Source organism: Microbulbifer litoralis (assembly GCF_023634065.1).
In the GTDB taxonomy this organism is placed as follows: domain Bacteria; phylum Pseudomonadota; class Gammaproteobacteria; order Pseudomonadales; family Cellvibrionaceae; genus Microbulbifer; species Microbulbifer litoralis.
The window spans coordinates 1-15,623 of the sequence record NZ_JALKCV010000014.1 but is presented as its reverse complement, the minus strand read 5'-3'; the positions used below and the strand labels follow the sequence as shown (position 1 = coordinate 15,623).

Below are 15,623 nucleotides of genomic sequence, written 5' to 3'. Positions count from 1 at the left end.
TCCTCCAGTTGCCAGCAGTTTATGCGCCGCTGCCGAATTCTACTAGTCATATCCGGAACTGACAGTCACGCGCCTTTCGATGGCCTGACACCGCTGATCTTCAGCCTGCCGGATGGCTACCTGGCCGGCATCAAACCGGAGTAACCCACCCCACCTCAGATCCACATGGCCCGCCCGTGCGGATCCGCGGCGCCCCGATTTGCGACCGACGACCAGAGAAAGAAACCTACAGCCTGCTCAGATAATACCGATTGGCTCCGAACCGCCCTCCGGCAACGACTCTCCACATACACCGCTCCCGCCCCTGAGACGACCAACTGTCGAAAATTCGATCAGCACATGAAGTTCATATATATGCCCTTCAAAAATCGTCCCTGTAAAAAGTGCACGCCAACCTTTAACGGCGTAACAGAATAAGAGCAACTCCCGCCAACATGTTGACTAGTACAAAAGTTCAACTAAACACTCTATAGGAAAAATTTACTAGATAACCATTTAGATGGTAGAGAGAAATTTTCTGCGCCCCGAAAAATCACAGAATAATTCTTTGCCACATTAGATGACCAGTAAATTCCTCAACAAACATCCAACTCACCATGGAAAGGAAAATCATTTGAACGAGTGCTCGGATAAACAGTGAAGTTCGCCTTCGGCACACCGACCCTTCACAAGCCGGTGTAAAACCTCAAGGACGAGGTAAATCTCTGCATTGTCGTGCCAAGGACTGGTACGGCAATGCACCTACAGACCAGCATACCTGCTCGACTTCCATACACCATGGGTTTTCTCAACGCCAAGCTCGCCTCCTGAGCCTGACACTTGGTTTGTGCGCACCTGGAAATCATAAAGATATTCCTGGGAGATTGGGGGTTTCAGGCAGTCGACCTTCCTGCTTCACGGTGAAAAATAATTTTGTTGGATGCTCATAGAGTTACTGGCGTATATTTCAAGAGGCTAAAGTGCTTACCGATCTTATGAAAAATGGTTTCCTATAGTCGCGCTGTTTTAACGCTTGTTTTTCTTCCCATGGAAGGCAAGCACAATCGCGCCAAAGCCATTTATCGAAAGCTCCACTCACTGGAAAAAACTCAGACATAGAACTAAAAATAAAAGGTTACAACCTACCGACCAACAAAATAAATTCGTCTATTGATGGATTCTAAAGGAGCAATAAATATCATTCACCCTGAAAAGCATTAAGATCATGCAGAAGGCTGCGAATCAAATAAACTCAGCCTTATGCCGATGGGCACCGAGATCGACCACTGCAGCGTTTTTTCTTGTCGACCCAAGTGATTTCTCCGCCCACGATTTACCGACACTCACACATTAACCTCTGCAAATACAGAGATATCCCAAAACGAAGATAAAAACCTGCAAAAATTCAAACAAACATCCCAACAAGCATCATAATCAAGAATCCCGAGAACTTAAGAACTGGAGACAAAAAATCGATGAACCCTAGAAACAAGATAAATTTAAATCGTGCCCTATTCAGTATAGGTGTTTTTCTATATTCAATAGCCATGCCATGCTTTCCCTTGCCAACCACCACCAGCATAACCTGCTCCGGAACGCAACAGGTCACCTACACACCCGGACTCACTAATCAGGAGCAGACAGTTGACTTCTCTCTCTATGCGCCAATGAACTGCACTTCCATTTCCGATCCGGAAATCACCTCAGGACTACGCACTGCTTCAGCTACTATTTCCCGCTCCTGCAACGACCTAATCAATAGCAGCACTGCCACCGTCGATATAATCTGGAACACCGGAGAATCCAGCCAGGAATCCATAAATTTTACAATATCCTATATTAATGGACAAAATGTCTTAGTAGGAACAGGAACGATAACTTCAGGGAAGTTCCTTGGGTCCTCCACGATAACTCAAGTGACCGTCATCGGCGATTTAACTACATGCTTCACACCCGATGGCCTGACATCACTTTCTGGACCCGCAGTGTTTGTCGTATCTCTCTGAATCGTGCACTCCCGCAGGCGTCGTTTTTCGGCTGACCAAGAATATTTTCAGAAAAAATTCCGTCAAACAACGGGTGAAAAACAAGGATGTTTTTCATCCAAAATGCACTGAGCGCACAGATCTCGACGCGATCATCGTGGCCCCCGGTGAAATATCCGGGTTAGTGTGCTGCGCGGGAAGTTCTCGAACAAAGGACCAGAGCCACAGCGTTCAGGTCCAGGCGAGAAAGCACTGGAACAGCAGGGTTATTTCAAGTTTTCTCAACGCAGAGCTGGGCGCTTTGGCGCAGCGAACTGATTGCGAACTTCCCGTACGGCATACCAGGTTCTCAGCACAATCGACAACACTTCGAACCGCGCCGAGGCAGAACGGCCGGGTATACGGCCCATCGTCACCCGTAAGGCCAAAGAACGGTTCCGCGACCACCAAGTGGATCAGGTCATTTAATCCCTCTACCGGAAAGAGAAAATCGACGCCTCAACCAGAGTCCCCGGCCCACCCTCCGGACTAATAAAGGTTGTTTTCCCGCCAGTTTTTAGACGCTCGTGTAGTATTGGCCTAAAACTGCTGATGCGGATAGGGATTTCCGCACCGGGCCCCCCCGGTTTATTGCCCCCATCCAAACGGGGCGAACACGGCTGAACAGGGAAGTTGGGCCGTGGTTACTGCGAACGCCTGCCTCTACAACGGATTCATTTGCCGCGGTCCGCACGGACCCCGTGTAAGTGCAATTCGCAATGTCGCAAAACCACACCTTACATCCCCCGAAGCCCTACCTGGCAATGATGAGCGAGATGGAAGTTCGCTCCCGGGAGATACAACTCATGACACGAACCCCAATACTGTTCTTCGCCCTGGCGATGGCGGTGCTGTCCGGCTGTGATGCCGACGGCAACGGACCATCGACCAGGGGCAACACCGCCGAATACGCCGATGCGGACGGCGATACGATTCACGACGATGTGGACAACTGCCCGCAGACATCCAATATCGACCAGCTCGACTGGGATGGCGATCTCGTCGGCAATGTCTGCGATGACGACCGCGACGGCGATGGCGTCGACAACGGTGACGACAACTGCCCCGATGTCGGCAACCCCGAGCAGAAGGACAGCGATGGCGACGGCCAGGGCGATGCCTGCGACCTCGGCGAGCCGCGTGACAACAGCCAGGACGGGGATGACGACGGCGTCGGAGACGGCAATGACAACTGCCCGAATATCCCCAACGCCGACCAGGCGGACCAGGACGGCGACGGCACCGGCGATGCCTGTGATGACGACGACGATGGTGACGGTGTCGACGATGACAACGACAACTGCCCGCTGGTCGCCAACAACAGCCAGACCGACACCGATGGCGACGGCATCGGCGACGCCTGCGACAATGATCGCGACGGCGACGGCGTGACCAACACCATGGACAACTGCCCGAACATCCCCAATCCGGACCAGGAAGATGCCGATGGCGATGGCATTGGCGATGCCTGTGACGGCGACGGTGACGGCGACGGTGTCGACGACGGCAACGACAACTGCCCGGCTGTGGCCAACCCGGACCAACTGGACACGGATGGCGACGGCACCGGTGATGCCTGCGACAACGACGACGACGGTGACGGCGTCGACGACGGCAACGACAACTGCCCGGCAGTGGCCAACGCCGACCAGACCGATACCGACGGCGACGGCATTGGCGATGCCTGCGACACCGACGACGACGGCGACGGTGTCGACGATGGCAACGACAACTGCCCCGCAGTCGCCAACCCGGATCAACTGGACACGGATGGCGACGGCATCGGCGACGCCTGCGACAACAACAATGACGGCGACAACGATGGTGTCGACGACGGCGACGACAACTGCCCGAGCGTTCCCAACCCGAACCAGGCAGACCTGGACGGCGACGGCATCGGCGATGCCTGTGACGATGACGACGACGGCGACGGTATCGATGACGGCAACGACAACTGCCCGACGACCGCCAACGCCGGCCAGTCAGACCTGGATGGCGACGGTATCGGCGACGCCTGCGACACCGACGACGACGGCGACGGCACTGATGACGGCATCGACAACTGCCCGCTGACACCCAACCCGCTCCAGCTCGACGTGGACAGCGACGGTATCGGCGACGTCTGTGACAACGACGACGACAACGACGGTGTCGACGACGGCAACGACAACTGCCCGCTCTTTCCCAATCCCGGCCAGGGCGACCAGGACGGCGACGGTATCGGCGACGCCTGCGACGACGACACCGACGGTGACGGCGTCAACGACGATGTCGACAACTGCCCGATGATTGCCAACGCCGGCCAGGAAGATCTGGACGGTGACGGTATCGGCGATGCCTGCGAAACCGACACCGACGGTGACGGCGTCGACGACGGCAACGACAACTGCCCGCTGGTGGCCAATCCCGGCCAGGAGGATGCCGACAACGACGGCATCGGCGACGCCTGTGACGGCGACACCGACGGCGACGGCACCGACAACGGCGACGACAACTGCCCGACCGTGCCCAATCCGGACCAGACCGACACCGACGGCGACGGCATCGGCGATGTCTGCGACAACGATGACGACGACGACAGCGTGAACGACGGTGTGGATAACTGCCCGTTGGTCGACAACCCGGGCCAGGAAGACCAGGACGGCGACGGCATCGGCGACGCTTGCGACGACGATTCCGACACCGACAATGACGGTACCGATGACGGCGCGGACAACTGTCCCGCAGTGCCCAACCCGGACCAGACCGACACCGACGGCGATGGCCTCGGCGACGCCTGCGACAACGATGACGACGGCGATGGCAATGACGACGGCAACGACAATTGTCCGCTGGTGGTCAACCCGAGCCAGATCGACACCGACGGCGACGGCATCGGCGATGCCTGCGACGACGATGACGACGGCGACGGCATCGACGACGGCAACGACAACTGCCCGGCCGTGGCCAATGCCGACCAGACCGACACCGATGGCGATGGCGTGGGCGATGCCTGTGACAACGACGACGACGGTGACGGCGTCGAGGACGGCAACGACAACTGCCCGATGGTTTCCAATGCCGACCAGGCGGATACCGATGGAGACGGCATTGGCGATGCCTGTGACAACGACGACGACAACGACGGCGTCGACGACGGCAACGACAACTGCCCGGCTGTGGCCAACCCCAACCAGGAAGACCTGGATGGCGACGGCCTGGGCGACGCCTGTGACACCGACGACGACGGCGACGGCACCCCCGATGGCAATGACAACTGCCCGGCAGTTGCCAACCCGGACCAGGCCGACGCTGACGGCGACGGCATCGGCGATGCCTGCGACACCGACGACGATAACGACGGCGTCGACGATGGCGCGGACAACTGCCCGCTGGTAGCCAATGCCGACCAGTCCGATACGGACGGCGACGGTATCGGCGACGCCTGTGACGGCGACGACGACGGCGACGGCGTCGACGACGGCAACGACAACTGCCCGCTGACCGCCAACGCCGACCAGACCGACACCGACGGCGACGGTCTCGGCGACGCCTGTGACGGCGACGACGACAACGACACCGTTGGCGACGGCGACGACAACTGTCCGCTGGTGGCCAATACCGACCAGGCCGACACGGACGGCGACGGCATCGGCGATGCCTGCGATGGCTTTACCGACCAGGACGGCGACGGTGTACCGGACTCAGCCGACAACTGCCCGGCCGTACCCAACCCCGGCCAGGAAGACCTGGACGGCGACGGCATCGGCGACGCCTGTGACACTGACGACGACGGCGACGGCGTTGACGACGGCAACGACAACTGCCCGTTGGTCGCAAACTCCGCACAGACGGATAGCGACGGCGACGGCCTTGGCGATGCCTGCGACAACGACGACGACGGCGACGGCGTTACCGACGGCAACGACAACTGCCCGCTCATCTCCAATGCCGACCAGACGGATACGGACGGCGACGGCAGCGGCGATGCCTGCGACAACGACGACGACGGCGACGGCGTCGACGATGGCGCGGACAACTGCCCGCTCGTCTCCAATGCCGACCAGCTGGATGCGGACGGTGACGGCCTCGGCGATGTCTGCGATACCGACGACGACAACGACGGTGTCGACGACGGCGCGGATAATTGCCCGCTCGTCCCCAACGCCGACCAGGCGGATGCAGACGGCGACGGCCTGGGCGATGCCTGCGATACCGACGACGACGGCGACGGTGTCGACGACGGCAACGACAACTGCCCGCTAATTGCCAATGCCGACCAGGCGGATGCAGATGGCGACGGTATCGGTGATGCCTGCGACAACGACGCCGACGGCGACGGAGTGAACAACGGCGGTGACAACTGCCCGATGACTCCCAACGCCGACCAGGCCGACACAGACGGCGACGGTATCGGCGACGCCTGCGACAACGACCTCGATGGCGACGGTGTCGAAAATGGCAGCGACAACTGCCCCGTTGTGCCCAACCCCGGCCAGGGCGACCTGGACGGCGATGGCATCGGCAATGCCTGCGACGATGACCGCGACGGCGATGGCGTCAACAACGACGTCGACAACTGTCCGGATGTTGCCAACGCAGACCAGCTGGATACGGATGGCGACGGTATCGGTGATGTGTGCGATCCCGACTTCGCCTCCTGCGGACCCGGCCAGCAGTACGAGCCGATCCTGCTGCCCAATGCTACAGCCACTGACGGCATCGCGGGAGTCTGCCTGCTGTGTTCCGTCAGCGATGAAGGCAACGTGATCGATGCCAACCTCGACAATGCGGCACGCGTCTCAGTCCCGGTTGGCGTGACTGGAAGTGGCTTTGTCCGGGTGGAAGACACAGACACTACCTATACCGGCAGCAACCGCGTCGGCTTCGTAGTGGAAAACCCGGGCACCATCATCGACCTGGCCCTGCTGGAATCCTTCACCCTCACCACGCTGCTGAACGGTACAGTGGTGGACAGTGAAACCGGTGGCAGCCTGCTGGCGCTCAGCCTGCTGGGCGGCGGCGACCGCGGGCTGGTGGTGTTCGAGACCAGCGGCAGCTTCAACCAGGTACAGATCAACGTGGGAGCACTGGTTGGCCTGCTGAACCAGACGGATGTCTACTCGGCCTGTGTGGCCCCGGTGGCACCCTGACCTGACAGCGAGACTCCTCTGGCCCGAAGGCTGAACGGGCCACTGCTTGAGCCCCGGCATTGCCGGGGCTTTTTTGTGCCCGGCTTTCTGTGCGGTAGTTTTCCCGAACTAAACTGGTTTCCCAGAACTTTGAGCGGCAGGTTGCACAGTGCGGTCAGCGCACTATGTGTCATGGTATTTAAACAAGAACGCCGCCCGAGCTATTCCACCTGAACAATGGATTATACGCCCCGTTCTGCTTACCAATAAGCAACACCAACCACAAGGCATGAATCCCATCACAAAGACCAATCAATCCGGCACCTTCGACCGCTAGACTCTACAGGTACACAAAACAGGGCTTTGCCCAGACAATCAGCGATATTACGCAGAGGCCGACAGGGCGACTTTCTGGAGGAACAGGGGTCCGCACACTGACTCTTCTGCAGACAGACCGCAATGGCTGCAACACCGCTGAAGGTGTATCGAGCGCTGGCGGACCAGCCACATTGACAGTAACGTCTTTATTGTAATAAGGGAAAATACCATGTTCAGTAAACCAGAATATCGTTTTCATTCAATACTATTCGTCTTCGCGCTTACTGTTTTTACAACTAGTCACTCGAACGCACAAACAGTCGAGGCGATTTGTACTGGTACAGAGGTTGCCAATTACACTCCAGGGCTGACCCTTACCGAGCAATATACTGAATTTGTTGCCACCAGCGACTTCTCCACCTGCCTATCTGGTAGCGATCCGGAAATCACATCCGCAGTTATCGAATGGTCCGGTGCGGGAGGCCTCAGCTGCCTCAGCGGTGGATCAACAGGGTCCGCCCAAGTTACCTGGAACACCGGGGAAACCAGTGATTTCACTTTCTCCACCGTTGTTGCCCAGAGGCCCCTGGGTAACGTCATTATTATTCTTGATGGGGAGATAATCTCAGGCAAGTTTTCCGGAAGCACAATGCTCCAGGAAATCACATTGCTGAACCTCAACCCAGTAGCATGTCTTAATGATGGCGTTGAAACACTATATGGACCTGTCCAGATGCAAATAACTTCGATTTGACTGATAAAAACGGACCTCAAACGATATCCGTTTTCTACTACAAATTTTTTACAATTAACTACTAAAAACCTGTCAATACCAGTATTTATAAAAAGCCTCATAATTGTATCGACAGTTATCCAGGATCATTTTAACAGCCGGAGAACCCTGTATTCACTTCCTTGATTCGTCATTACGGACTCGATCCTGAATTCAGGGCGATCGGGTCTCTTCGCTGGATCCCGGATCGAGTCCGGAATGACGACTGCGATGAGTGGTTTGGGCCAAAACAATATTGAGACAACTAATAACTATATTAAAAATTCACATCTACTGGAATATCCGTCTTGGCTCTGTACTGGAGGCCGTGGACTGGTGGCGCTGGAAACCAGCAGAAACCTTCAATCAGGCTCGGATAAACGTGGGGGTCATCGCAAATCTCCCAACAAGACGGTTCTTTACCCGACCTGTACGACCTCTTGACACCCGGGAATAACTGCAAGACTTTCTGGCTCCAAGTCTGAACGGGCACTGCTGAAGCGTCGGTATTGGCTGGGTATTATTATACTAATCAATAACATTCCAACTGGAAATAATTAAAAAACAAAATACCCTGGACTCTTCAGTTGGAACCAATCACTGTCGCATCAAAACGTGCCGAAAATAGACCTATCTGGCAAAAATAATATTAAGGCGCACAATTCAATGTAGACTTTCCTGAAGCGCAATAAAAACATGATAAGTTACAGAAACACAGAAAACTTTAAGAAACAAAAATGACATGAAATTTAATGCCAAATAATCGTGTATAGAATATGAATAATCCGCCTAAATGCCTTTCAGTATTTACTGAATTTTCAGACTCCTTTTCCAAAGAAGCTTTATACAAGGAAATTTCCATCTGGATCCGAAGGAATGGATTTAGATACTGGATCTACGCACAGGGTTTCCCCCCATCCCCGCTGACAAAGTCGCCCTTTGTATTCGGAAACTATCCCGACGACTGGATACAACATTACTTCGAGAGTGACTATATCCATGTCGACCCCACCATACAGCATTGCCGTGAACGTGTAACGCCCTATATATGGCCGCCGACTGGTCAAATCCGAAAACCGGGTAAAATTCGAGAGTTCTTTAATGAAGCCAGGCAATTTCGGCTCTTGAGAGGCATCACCTTTCCACTACATGGCCCCGGAAAATATCGTGGGCTTTTCTCCGTGGCACTGGACCATTTCGTTTCGGAAAGAGATGTCTCTGAACTGGCTCCCTGTATGATGCTGATGGGTAGCATGGTCCATGAAAAGATTATCACGATCCTTGATGGAGACCAGGAATCTTCAGATCGACAGCTAACTCCGCGTGAACAGGAGTGCCTTACCTGGGCGGCTATTGGGAAAAGTAGTTGGGAGATTGGAAAACTTCTTAAAATTACAGAACGCACTGTCAATTTTCACCTGGGAAATGCTGGTAGAAAACTGGGGGTCGCTTCTAGACAATCCGCAGTAGCACACGCTGTTTCCAGGGGGTTGATCATCCTGTAGAGCAACCCATTTCCATGAAAAGAAAACCTGACTCAAAAAAACAATCAGTATTCAAAGAGGAAGAATATCATTAAATTAAATAAATTTCATTATCTAGCAAGATAGAAACCTACAAACCGAGCATCCACGCACCAATAGTCTCTCCTCACCTCCCCACCTCCTCCGTTTTAACCCCCTATCCAGGATAACCCGAAACTTCAGGGTTGACCTTCCAGGCACCCGTAAAAAATTACAGGACCTTGTCAAATCATTCAAATATTGCTGGAAAGTCAGCTGTAAATACTAACACCACATCAGAAAAAGTGGCTGGATCTGCTATGAGGTATTGAGCGCTACATCAATATGTCCACAGATGAGGGGAGGGAGGAGATGCTTAAAATTCTGGTTGCTCCAGCGCGATCCGGTATATTGAGTCATCCAATGCTGGACAGTATGTTTCGCCTGAGGAATTCCGTTTTTGGAGAGAGACTCAACTGGAGCATCCAGTCATACTCTGGCAAGGAATACGATATCTACGACAAGCTGAATCCTGTTTACCTGATTGCCTACGACTCGACCAACCCCAACTTAGCAATCGGTTGCTGGCGAATGTTGCCGAGCACCGGACCCTATATGCTGAGTGATGTTTTTACATCACTCCTGGGTGAGAGCAGCGCCCCCAAAAATTTAGCGGCATGGGAAGTAAGCCGGTTCGCTGTCGCGCCGGAAGGCCCCAGATCCCAATTTGGTTTTGGCCCGCTTTCGACGGCAATGCTTCGAGCGCTATGGTGTCAGGCCAGGCGGCAAAATCTGCACGAAATTGTGGGCGTTACCACTATTCCCGTAGAACGTATGCTCTTGAAGCTTGGATTCCAGGTCGATCGATTTACACCACCAAAGAAATTTGGAAAAGTAATGAGTATCGCATTTCGACTGCCAATACAAAACAAAATAGAAAGGAAAATATTCTCTGGAACTACACCACACTATGGAAGATCCATGGCGTGGCAGGCTACCGTGAATCGGCAAGGCGAACTCTACCATACAGTAGAACTGTGCATGAAAGACCTTCTGGGCTGCCGGGAATCCAGATGCCTAGGCAAAGACCAATCCGGACACCAAACCACATTGATTAATTCTTAGTCATCCAATAGATACCAGAATTTCGCTCTCCTAGTAACATAAGAAACCATAGGAGCTGTCAAATATCGCAGGTAGTAACACAGATAAAAACCGTACAGTCTTACACCTGACTCAACAGGTAAAAGATCTCATATAACTACATTCTAATTATCAAGCAATAAGAGGCAGGCACTCAATAAAATTGAATTGATAATACACGGAATACTCAGGGAGGCAGAATCTTATTCATTTTACATTGCAACACTCATTCCTGGAAAGTATGCACCCGAAAGATTCGGGTCACTGGCGCAGTGTAAATAAACTGTAAGCATGAATATTCATTGATCACATCGAGAAAGGGAACCTTAGATCCATAAAAGTCAAGGCAAACTCAAAGCTATCAAGTTGGCACAGCGATATAAGTTTACCTTTCCGATCCAGTGAAGACTGTGGACCATGAAATCCACCTAATAAACCATCGAAAGGAGACCAATGATGAAAACCCTTCTCTCTATCATCGCTATTGCAACCACGGCTTTCCTACTCTCATCCACTGCCAGTGCCCAGGTTCTGGATGTCGTAACCTGCACCGGCTCGTCGACAGTGACCTATGACCCTGCGGTAACCAATACATCCGAGTTACATACCGTAGAATTTACTGTCGAAGCCACCAGCTGCCCCGGATACGAGGGGAAAGTCCCCGGCAACTATACCTTCACTGCGCAGGCTGAGTTCTCCTGTACCGACCTGTATGCTATCCCCCAACACACCAACACTTTCAACTGGGCCGACGGCAGCTACACCGATGTCCAGTGGAATCTGACCACAGTCACACGGGTGAATGGTAACGTTAATATTACCTCTGCGGGCACTGTTACGGGCGGTTTCGGCCTGTCATCCCTGCCTGGCGTGTTGGATACCACCGCTGTTTCGACCGTCCTCCACCCGGAGCTTAACCTGACTGCCTGCGCTGGCAGCGGCGTAAGCCAGTCCAGCGGGACCTCTCTGCTCACGCTTACTGGCACTTTCTAAATGGAAAATTTTCAAAGCCCGGTTTCCCAAGCCGGAATTTCCTACCCAACCCGGAGACCTTCCATGGACATCCTCAAGACGATCGTGAATAGAGCCTGCGCTTTCATGCTTATACCCGGATTAATGGCATCTGCGCTGCTGCTCACCTTCTCTCCAGCAGACGTAAGAGCGCAGGTTCTGCCGACCCAAGTCACCTGTACTGGTCTGCAAACCCTCTCGTACTCGCCAGGGCTCACTTATGAACAACAAAATGTAGATATTGAACTGCAGGCCAACCTGATATGCGTATCCATCAGCAATCCGACGATTATATCTGCGGCAAGAAGCCTTGAAGCTACGCTTTCCAGAAGCTGCAATGATCTTCTCAACGGCGGCTCCCTGGTGGTAGACACGACTTGGAACACCGGTGAAACGAGCGAGGAAACTGTCAACTACACGGTAACCTACTCAGGCGGGCAATTGACACTGGTTGGCCAGGGAAGTATTACCCAAGGCAAATTTCTTGGATCGGTAACAACCGATACCATGAACCTTGTAGGAGACATCAATGCCTGTAATACAGAAGATGGCCTCACATCGCTCAACGGCCCAGTAACTTTCAACGTTCTGCTCTGAGGCAAGAGAACCACTACCCACTAGATAAGTAAGTAACAGATCCCAGCTCTGTTACTTACTTTGAATATAAAACCTCATTAAATACAGCTTAATAACCCGAATCAAATTAAAGACAAGATATCAAGGTGCCAAATGATAAAGAATAAATTTCTACTTTTTTTAATAATATTTAGCCTTCCTGGAACAGTAGTTTCCCAAAGTGCTAATCTTTTACAATGTACCGCCCAGGGAACCGTATCTTACAGCCCACCACTTAACCTTCAAGAATCCGAGACCAATGTTTCATGGACAACGAACTACTCTTGTCTACTGGGCGATGTCGAAACCGGAATATCATCTGGTTCTATCGTTGACAACCGAAGCTGCCTCTCAGTACTCGACAGCTCTTCAGGGCAACAGACAATAAATTGGAATGACGGAAGTCACTCAACTTACACCTGGAGCGAAAATGACATCACGATACAGACAGTTGCCGGACAGAGAGTCGGCACTATAAACGCAACGATTGTAGACGGACTACATCAAGGATCCAACGTACTTGAGATCTTTATCAACTCAACACTAGATCTGGCACAATGCCTCGGAAGTGGCATCAGCGGGTCATCCGGCACCGGTACGCTTACAATCACTGACACCTAAGTCAAATCCACCTTATCAGTTTCCTCAAAATTGTTTTGACCAAAACCACCCGTCGCAGTCGTCATTCCGAACTCGATCCGGGATCCAGCGAAAAGGTTCCGTCGCCCTGGATTCCGGATCGAGTCCGAAATGACGGCTCAAGGAGATGAATACAGGGCTTGCCGCTTGTTAAAAGGATTCTGGACAACTGCCAATACAATTATGAGATCCTTTATAAATAATCAATAAATAAATTTTAGAATTAAAAAATATCATGCTCCGACCCAAGAAATTTTAACTAATGAATTTCAGGAAATTTCATGCAATCGAGCACAAAGAACACGTTTCTAACCTGGCTAACATTCCTAACCAGTGGCGTCTTATCAACGATTTTACACACGAAATCCTCATGGACCAACATTGGTTTTCTACCCTCCTTGGTCAATTGCAAAGAGATTGGCATTGATCGTAGTGAAACTGTTATTGAAAGCAAAGAAAAAACTGACAGATCCTTCTATTTTTTACTTTAGAAAGACAATTCAGATCGAATTTAGACTCAACACAGCAAGGCACTTCATAGATAAAGAGAAAGGAACTAAAATGCTTAAGAATCAATTTCTATTTTTTTTAATAATATTCACCCTTTCTGGAACAGCACTATCTCAAAACAACAACCTCTTACAATGCACATCTCAAGGAACAACTTCGTATAGCCCACCGCTTAAACTTCAAGAGTTCGCTGTCACTGTATCCTGGACCACGAACTATTCTTGTGCGCTAGGAAATGTTGATAGCGGGACAGCCTCTGCATCTATCGTCGACAACCGAAGCTGCCTCTCATTGTTCGACAGTGACTCTGGGCAGCAGACCATAAACTGGACCGATGGAAGTTACTCTACCTACAGCTGGACAGAGAACGATATCACGATACAGACAATTGCTGGTCAAAGGATCGGCACCATCAACGCGACGATCATAGATGGGCGCTATCAAGGGTCTAATGTACTGGAGACTTTTATCAACCCAACATTAGACTTGGTACAGTGCCTCGGAAGCGGTATCAGCGATTCATTCAGTACAGGCACTTTTACAGTTACAAGATTGTAAGCCGCTGACTTATAAATCTTTCAACGAAAATCAAAGGAACAACTTCCGAACCCAACGAACAGGCAACTTATCGGCTCAAAACAACCACGATTATAAATCAACCCCGGAAAATTATGAAACCAACTAAAAAAACAGCGTTTTTTATCTCATTGCTCTGCCTAGCCAACGCCGCCTCCTCAACGGTTTCGCACGCGCAGTCTTCACTAACCGACATTGGAGTTCTACCGGGCGGGTTAAACTGCGAAGGTATTGGCATCAATAATAATAAAACCGTAATTGCAAACTGCGAAGACTCTCAAGGCCGGACATTCGGCATCCGGAAACTCTCCGGACAACCAATCGAGAAAGTTCCGACAATATCGGGAAAGTCCTGCCGATCACTGAATATAAATAACAATGACGTTGTTTCCGGACAATGTACCGGCGGCAGTGGCGAAGTTCGCGCTGTACGCTGGCAATCCAGCGGTACGCGTCAAGTCCTTGAAGCCCTACCCGGGTTGCTCGGCTTACTTCCCGACGTCGCAGCTACTGGCGGCCCCATTAATTTCCATGGCTGGATCATCGGAACCAGTGTCAATGCCAATGGCAACGCGAGGCCAGTAGTCTGGCCAGGCGGCCAGCTGACGCCAGAATTGCTCCCTTCGGTAGATCCCCTGGCTTCCGGAGGGCTAAATTCGATCAACTGTGAAGCAGTTGCCCTGAATGACACCATTTCCACCAGCAATGGGCCGGTGGTCGCAGGCACTTGCAACATCACCGACAACCCCGATGTGATGCAATCAATGGCGGTTTTCTGGCGAAGAAACGGCCTCGGGAATTATGCCGTCAATGTGCTGGATACACTGATTCCTACCGGAAACTGCGATGCCATTAGTATCAATAACAGAGGTGAAATTATCGGAAACTGTACAGATTCGAACGATGAATCCCAGGCAGTATTCTGGCCTAACGGTTCTACCACCCCGCAATCAGTGGCATCTGACATCCCCAGCGGCACAATCCGGAGTAGTGTGGCAGCCATCTCCGGTGACCTCGTTACCGGTACTTTTCTCACTTCTAATGGATTTGATCACGCCTTTATCTGGAACCCTACCAGCAACGCATTTCTCGACATAGGCGTCCTTCCTGGAGGATTAAGCAGCACCGCAGTCGACTTGTCAGGCGGCGCCGTACCGATCATTATCGGAAACATGAAATTTGACGACGGGACACAACGGGCTTTTCACTGGAACGGCTTTGGTGGTCTGTTTGATATCGGCACTCTCGGTGGCCCTAACAGCATGGCGGTCGATATCAGCGATAATGGAAATGTCATTGGAACCAGTCAGGTTCCCACTGGACATCAGCATGTTTTCATAGATCCATTCTAAATCTTGCACTAGTGGTCCATGCGGAAAGTTTGGTGACTAAGGAGCACAGCCAAAGTGTTCAGATCAAGGCG

Annotated in this window: 9 protein-coding genes; all 9 read left to right on the top strand. The window is 52.3% G+C overall.

The features are described 5' to 3' along the window. The first annotated feature begins 21 nt into the window (after nt 1–21). Nucleotides 22–144 carry a hypothetical protein gene (locus tag MWN76_RS21055; RefSeq protein ID WP_284500683.1) on the top strand — a complete coding sequence of 41 codons (123 nt, stop codon included), beginning with the start codon at nt 22–24 and terminating at the stop codon, nt 142–144. Nucleotides 145–2,809: 2,665 nt separating this feature from the next. Continuing rightward, entirely contained in the window at nt 2,810–7,135 is a 4,326-nt protein-coding gene (locus MWN76_RS17190; protein WP_250463651.1) for a thrombospondin type 3 repeat-containing protein, read from the top strand. 526 nt (nt 7,136–7,661) lie between these two features. After that, on the top strand, nt 7,662–8,186 hold the full coding sequence (locus tag MWN76_RS17185; protein ID WP_250463649.1) for a hypothetical protein: 525 nt from the start codon (nt 7,662–7,664) through the stop codon (nt 8,184–8,186). A gap of 794 nt (nt 8,187–8,980) precedes the next feature. Beyond that, entirely contained in the window at nt 8,981–9,709 is a 729-nt protein-coding gene (locus tag MWN76_RS17180) for a helix-turn-helix transcriptional regulator (protein WP_250463647.1), read from the top strand. 369 nt (nt 9,710–10,078) lie between these two features. Next, nucleotides 10,079–10,831: an acyl-homoserine-lactone synthase gene (locus MWN76_RS17175; RefSeq protein ID WP_250463645.1), complete on the top strand. Its 753-nt coding sequence runs from the start codon at nt 10,079–10,081 to the stop codon at nt 10,829–10,831. Nucleotides 10,832–11,305: 474 nt separating this feature from the next. After that, nucleotides 11,306–11,842, top strand: a complete 537-nt coding sequence (locus MWN76_RS17170) for a hypothetical protein (protein ID WP_250463643.1) — start codon at nt 11,306–11,308, stop codon at nt 11,840–11,842. Between the two features lie 63 nt (nt 11,843–11,905). Further along, complete coding sequence (locus tag MWN76_RS17165; protein WP_250463641.1) at nt 11,906–12,457, top strand: hypothetical protein; 552 nt, start codon at nt 11,906–11,908, stop codon at nt 12,455–12,457. A 1,080-nt stretch (nt 12,458–13,537) separates the two neighbouring features. Further along, a complete protein-coding gene (locus MWN76_RS17160; RefSeq protein WP_250463639.1) occupies nt 13,538–14,182 on the top strand; it encodes a hypothetical protein in 645 nt (214 codons plus the stop codon). 113 nt (nt 14,183–14,295) lie between these two features. Next, the gene (locus MWN76_RS17155) at nt 14,296–15,552 is read left to right on the top strand and encodes a hypothetical protein (protein ID WP_250463636.1); all 1,257 of its coding nucleotides are present in this window, start codon (nt 14,296–14,298) and stop codon (nt 15,550–15,552) included. The last annotated feature ends 71 nt before the right edge of the window (nt 15,553–15,623 follow it).

Bases quoted from the DNA above. Each gene is read 5' to 3' on its own strand.
- MWN76_RS17180 (WP_250463647.1), top strand. From the start codon at position 8,981: ATGAATAATCCGCCTAAATGCCTTTCAGTATTTACTGAATTTTCAGAC.
- MWN76_RS17155 (WP_250463636.1), top strand. From the start codon at position 14,296: ATGAAACCAACTAAAAAAACAGCGTTTTTTATCTCATTGCTCTGCCTA.
- MWN76_RS17185 (WP_250463649.1), top strand. From the start codon at position 7,662: ATGTTCAGTAAACCAGAATATCGTTTTCATTCAATACTATTCGTCTTC.
- MWN76_RS17165 (WP_250463641.1), top strand. From the start codon at position 11,906: ATGGACATCCTCAAGACGATCGTGAATAGAGCCTGCGCTTTCATGCTT.
- MWN76_RS17190 (WP_250463651.1), top strand. From the start codon at position 2,810: ATGACACGAACCCCAATACTGTTCTTCGCCCTGGCGATGGCGGTGCTG.
- MWN76_RS17170 (WP_250463643.1), top strand. From the start codon at position 11,306: ATGAAAACCCTTCTCTCTATCATCGCTATTGCAACCACGGCTTTCCTA.
- MWN76_RS21055 (WP_284500683.1), top strand. From the start codon at position 22: ATGCGCCGCTGCCGAATTCTACTAGTCATATCCGGAACTGACAGTCAC.
- MWN76_RS17175 (WP_250463645.1), top strand. From the start codon at position 10,079: ATGCTTAAAATTCTGGTTGCTCCAGCGCGATCCGGTATATTGAGTCAT.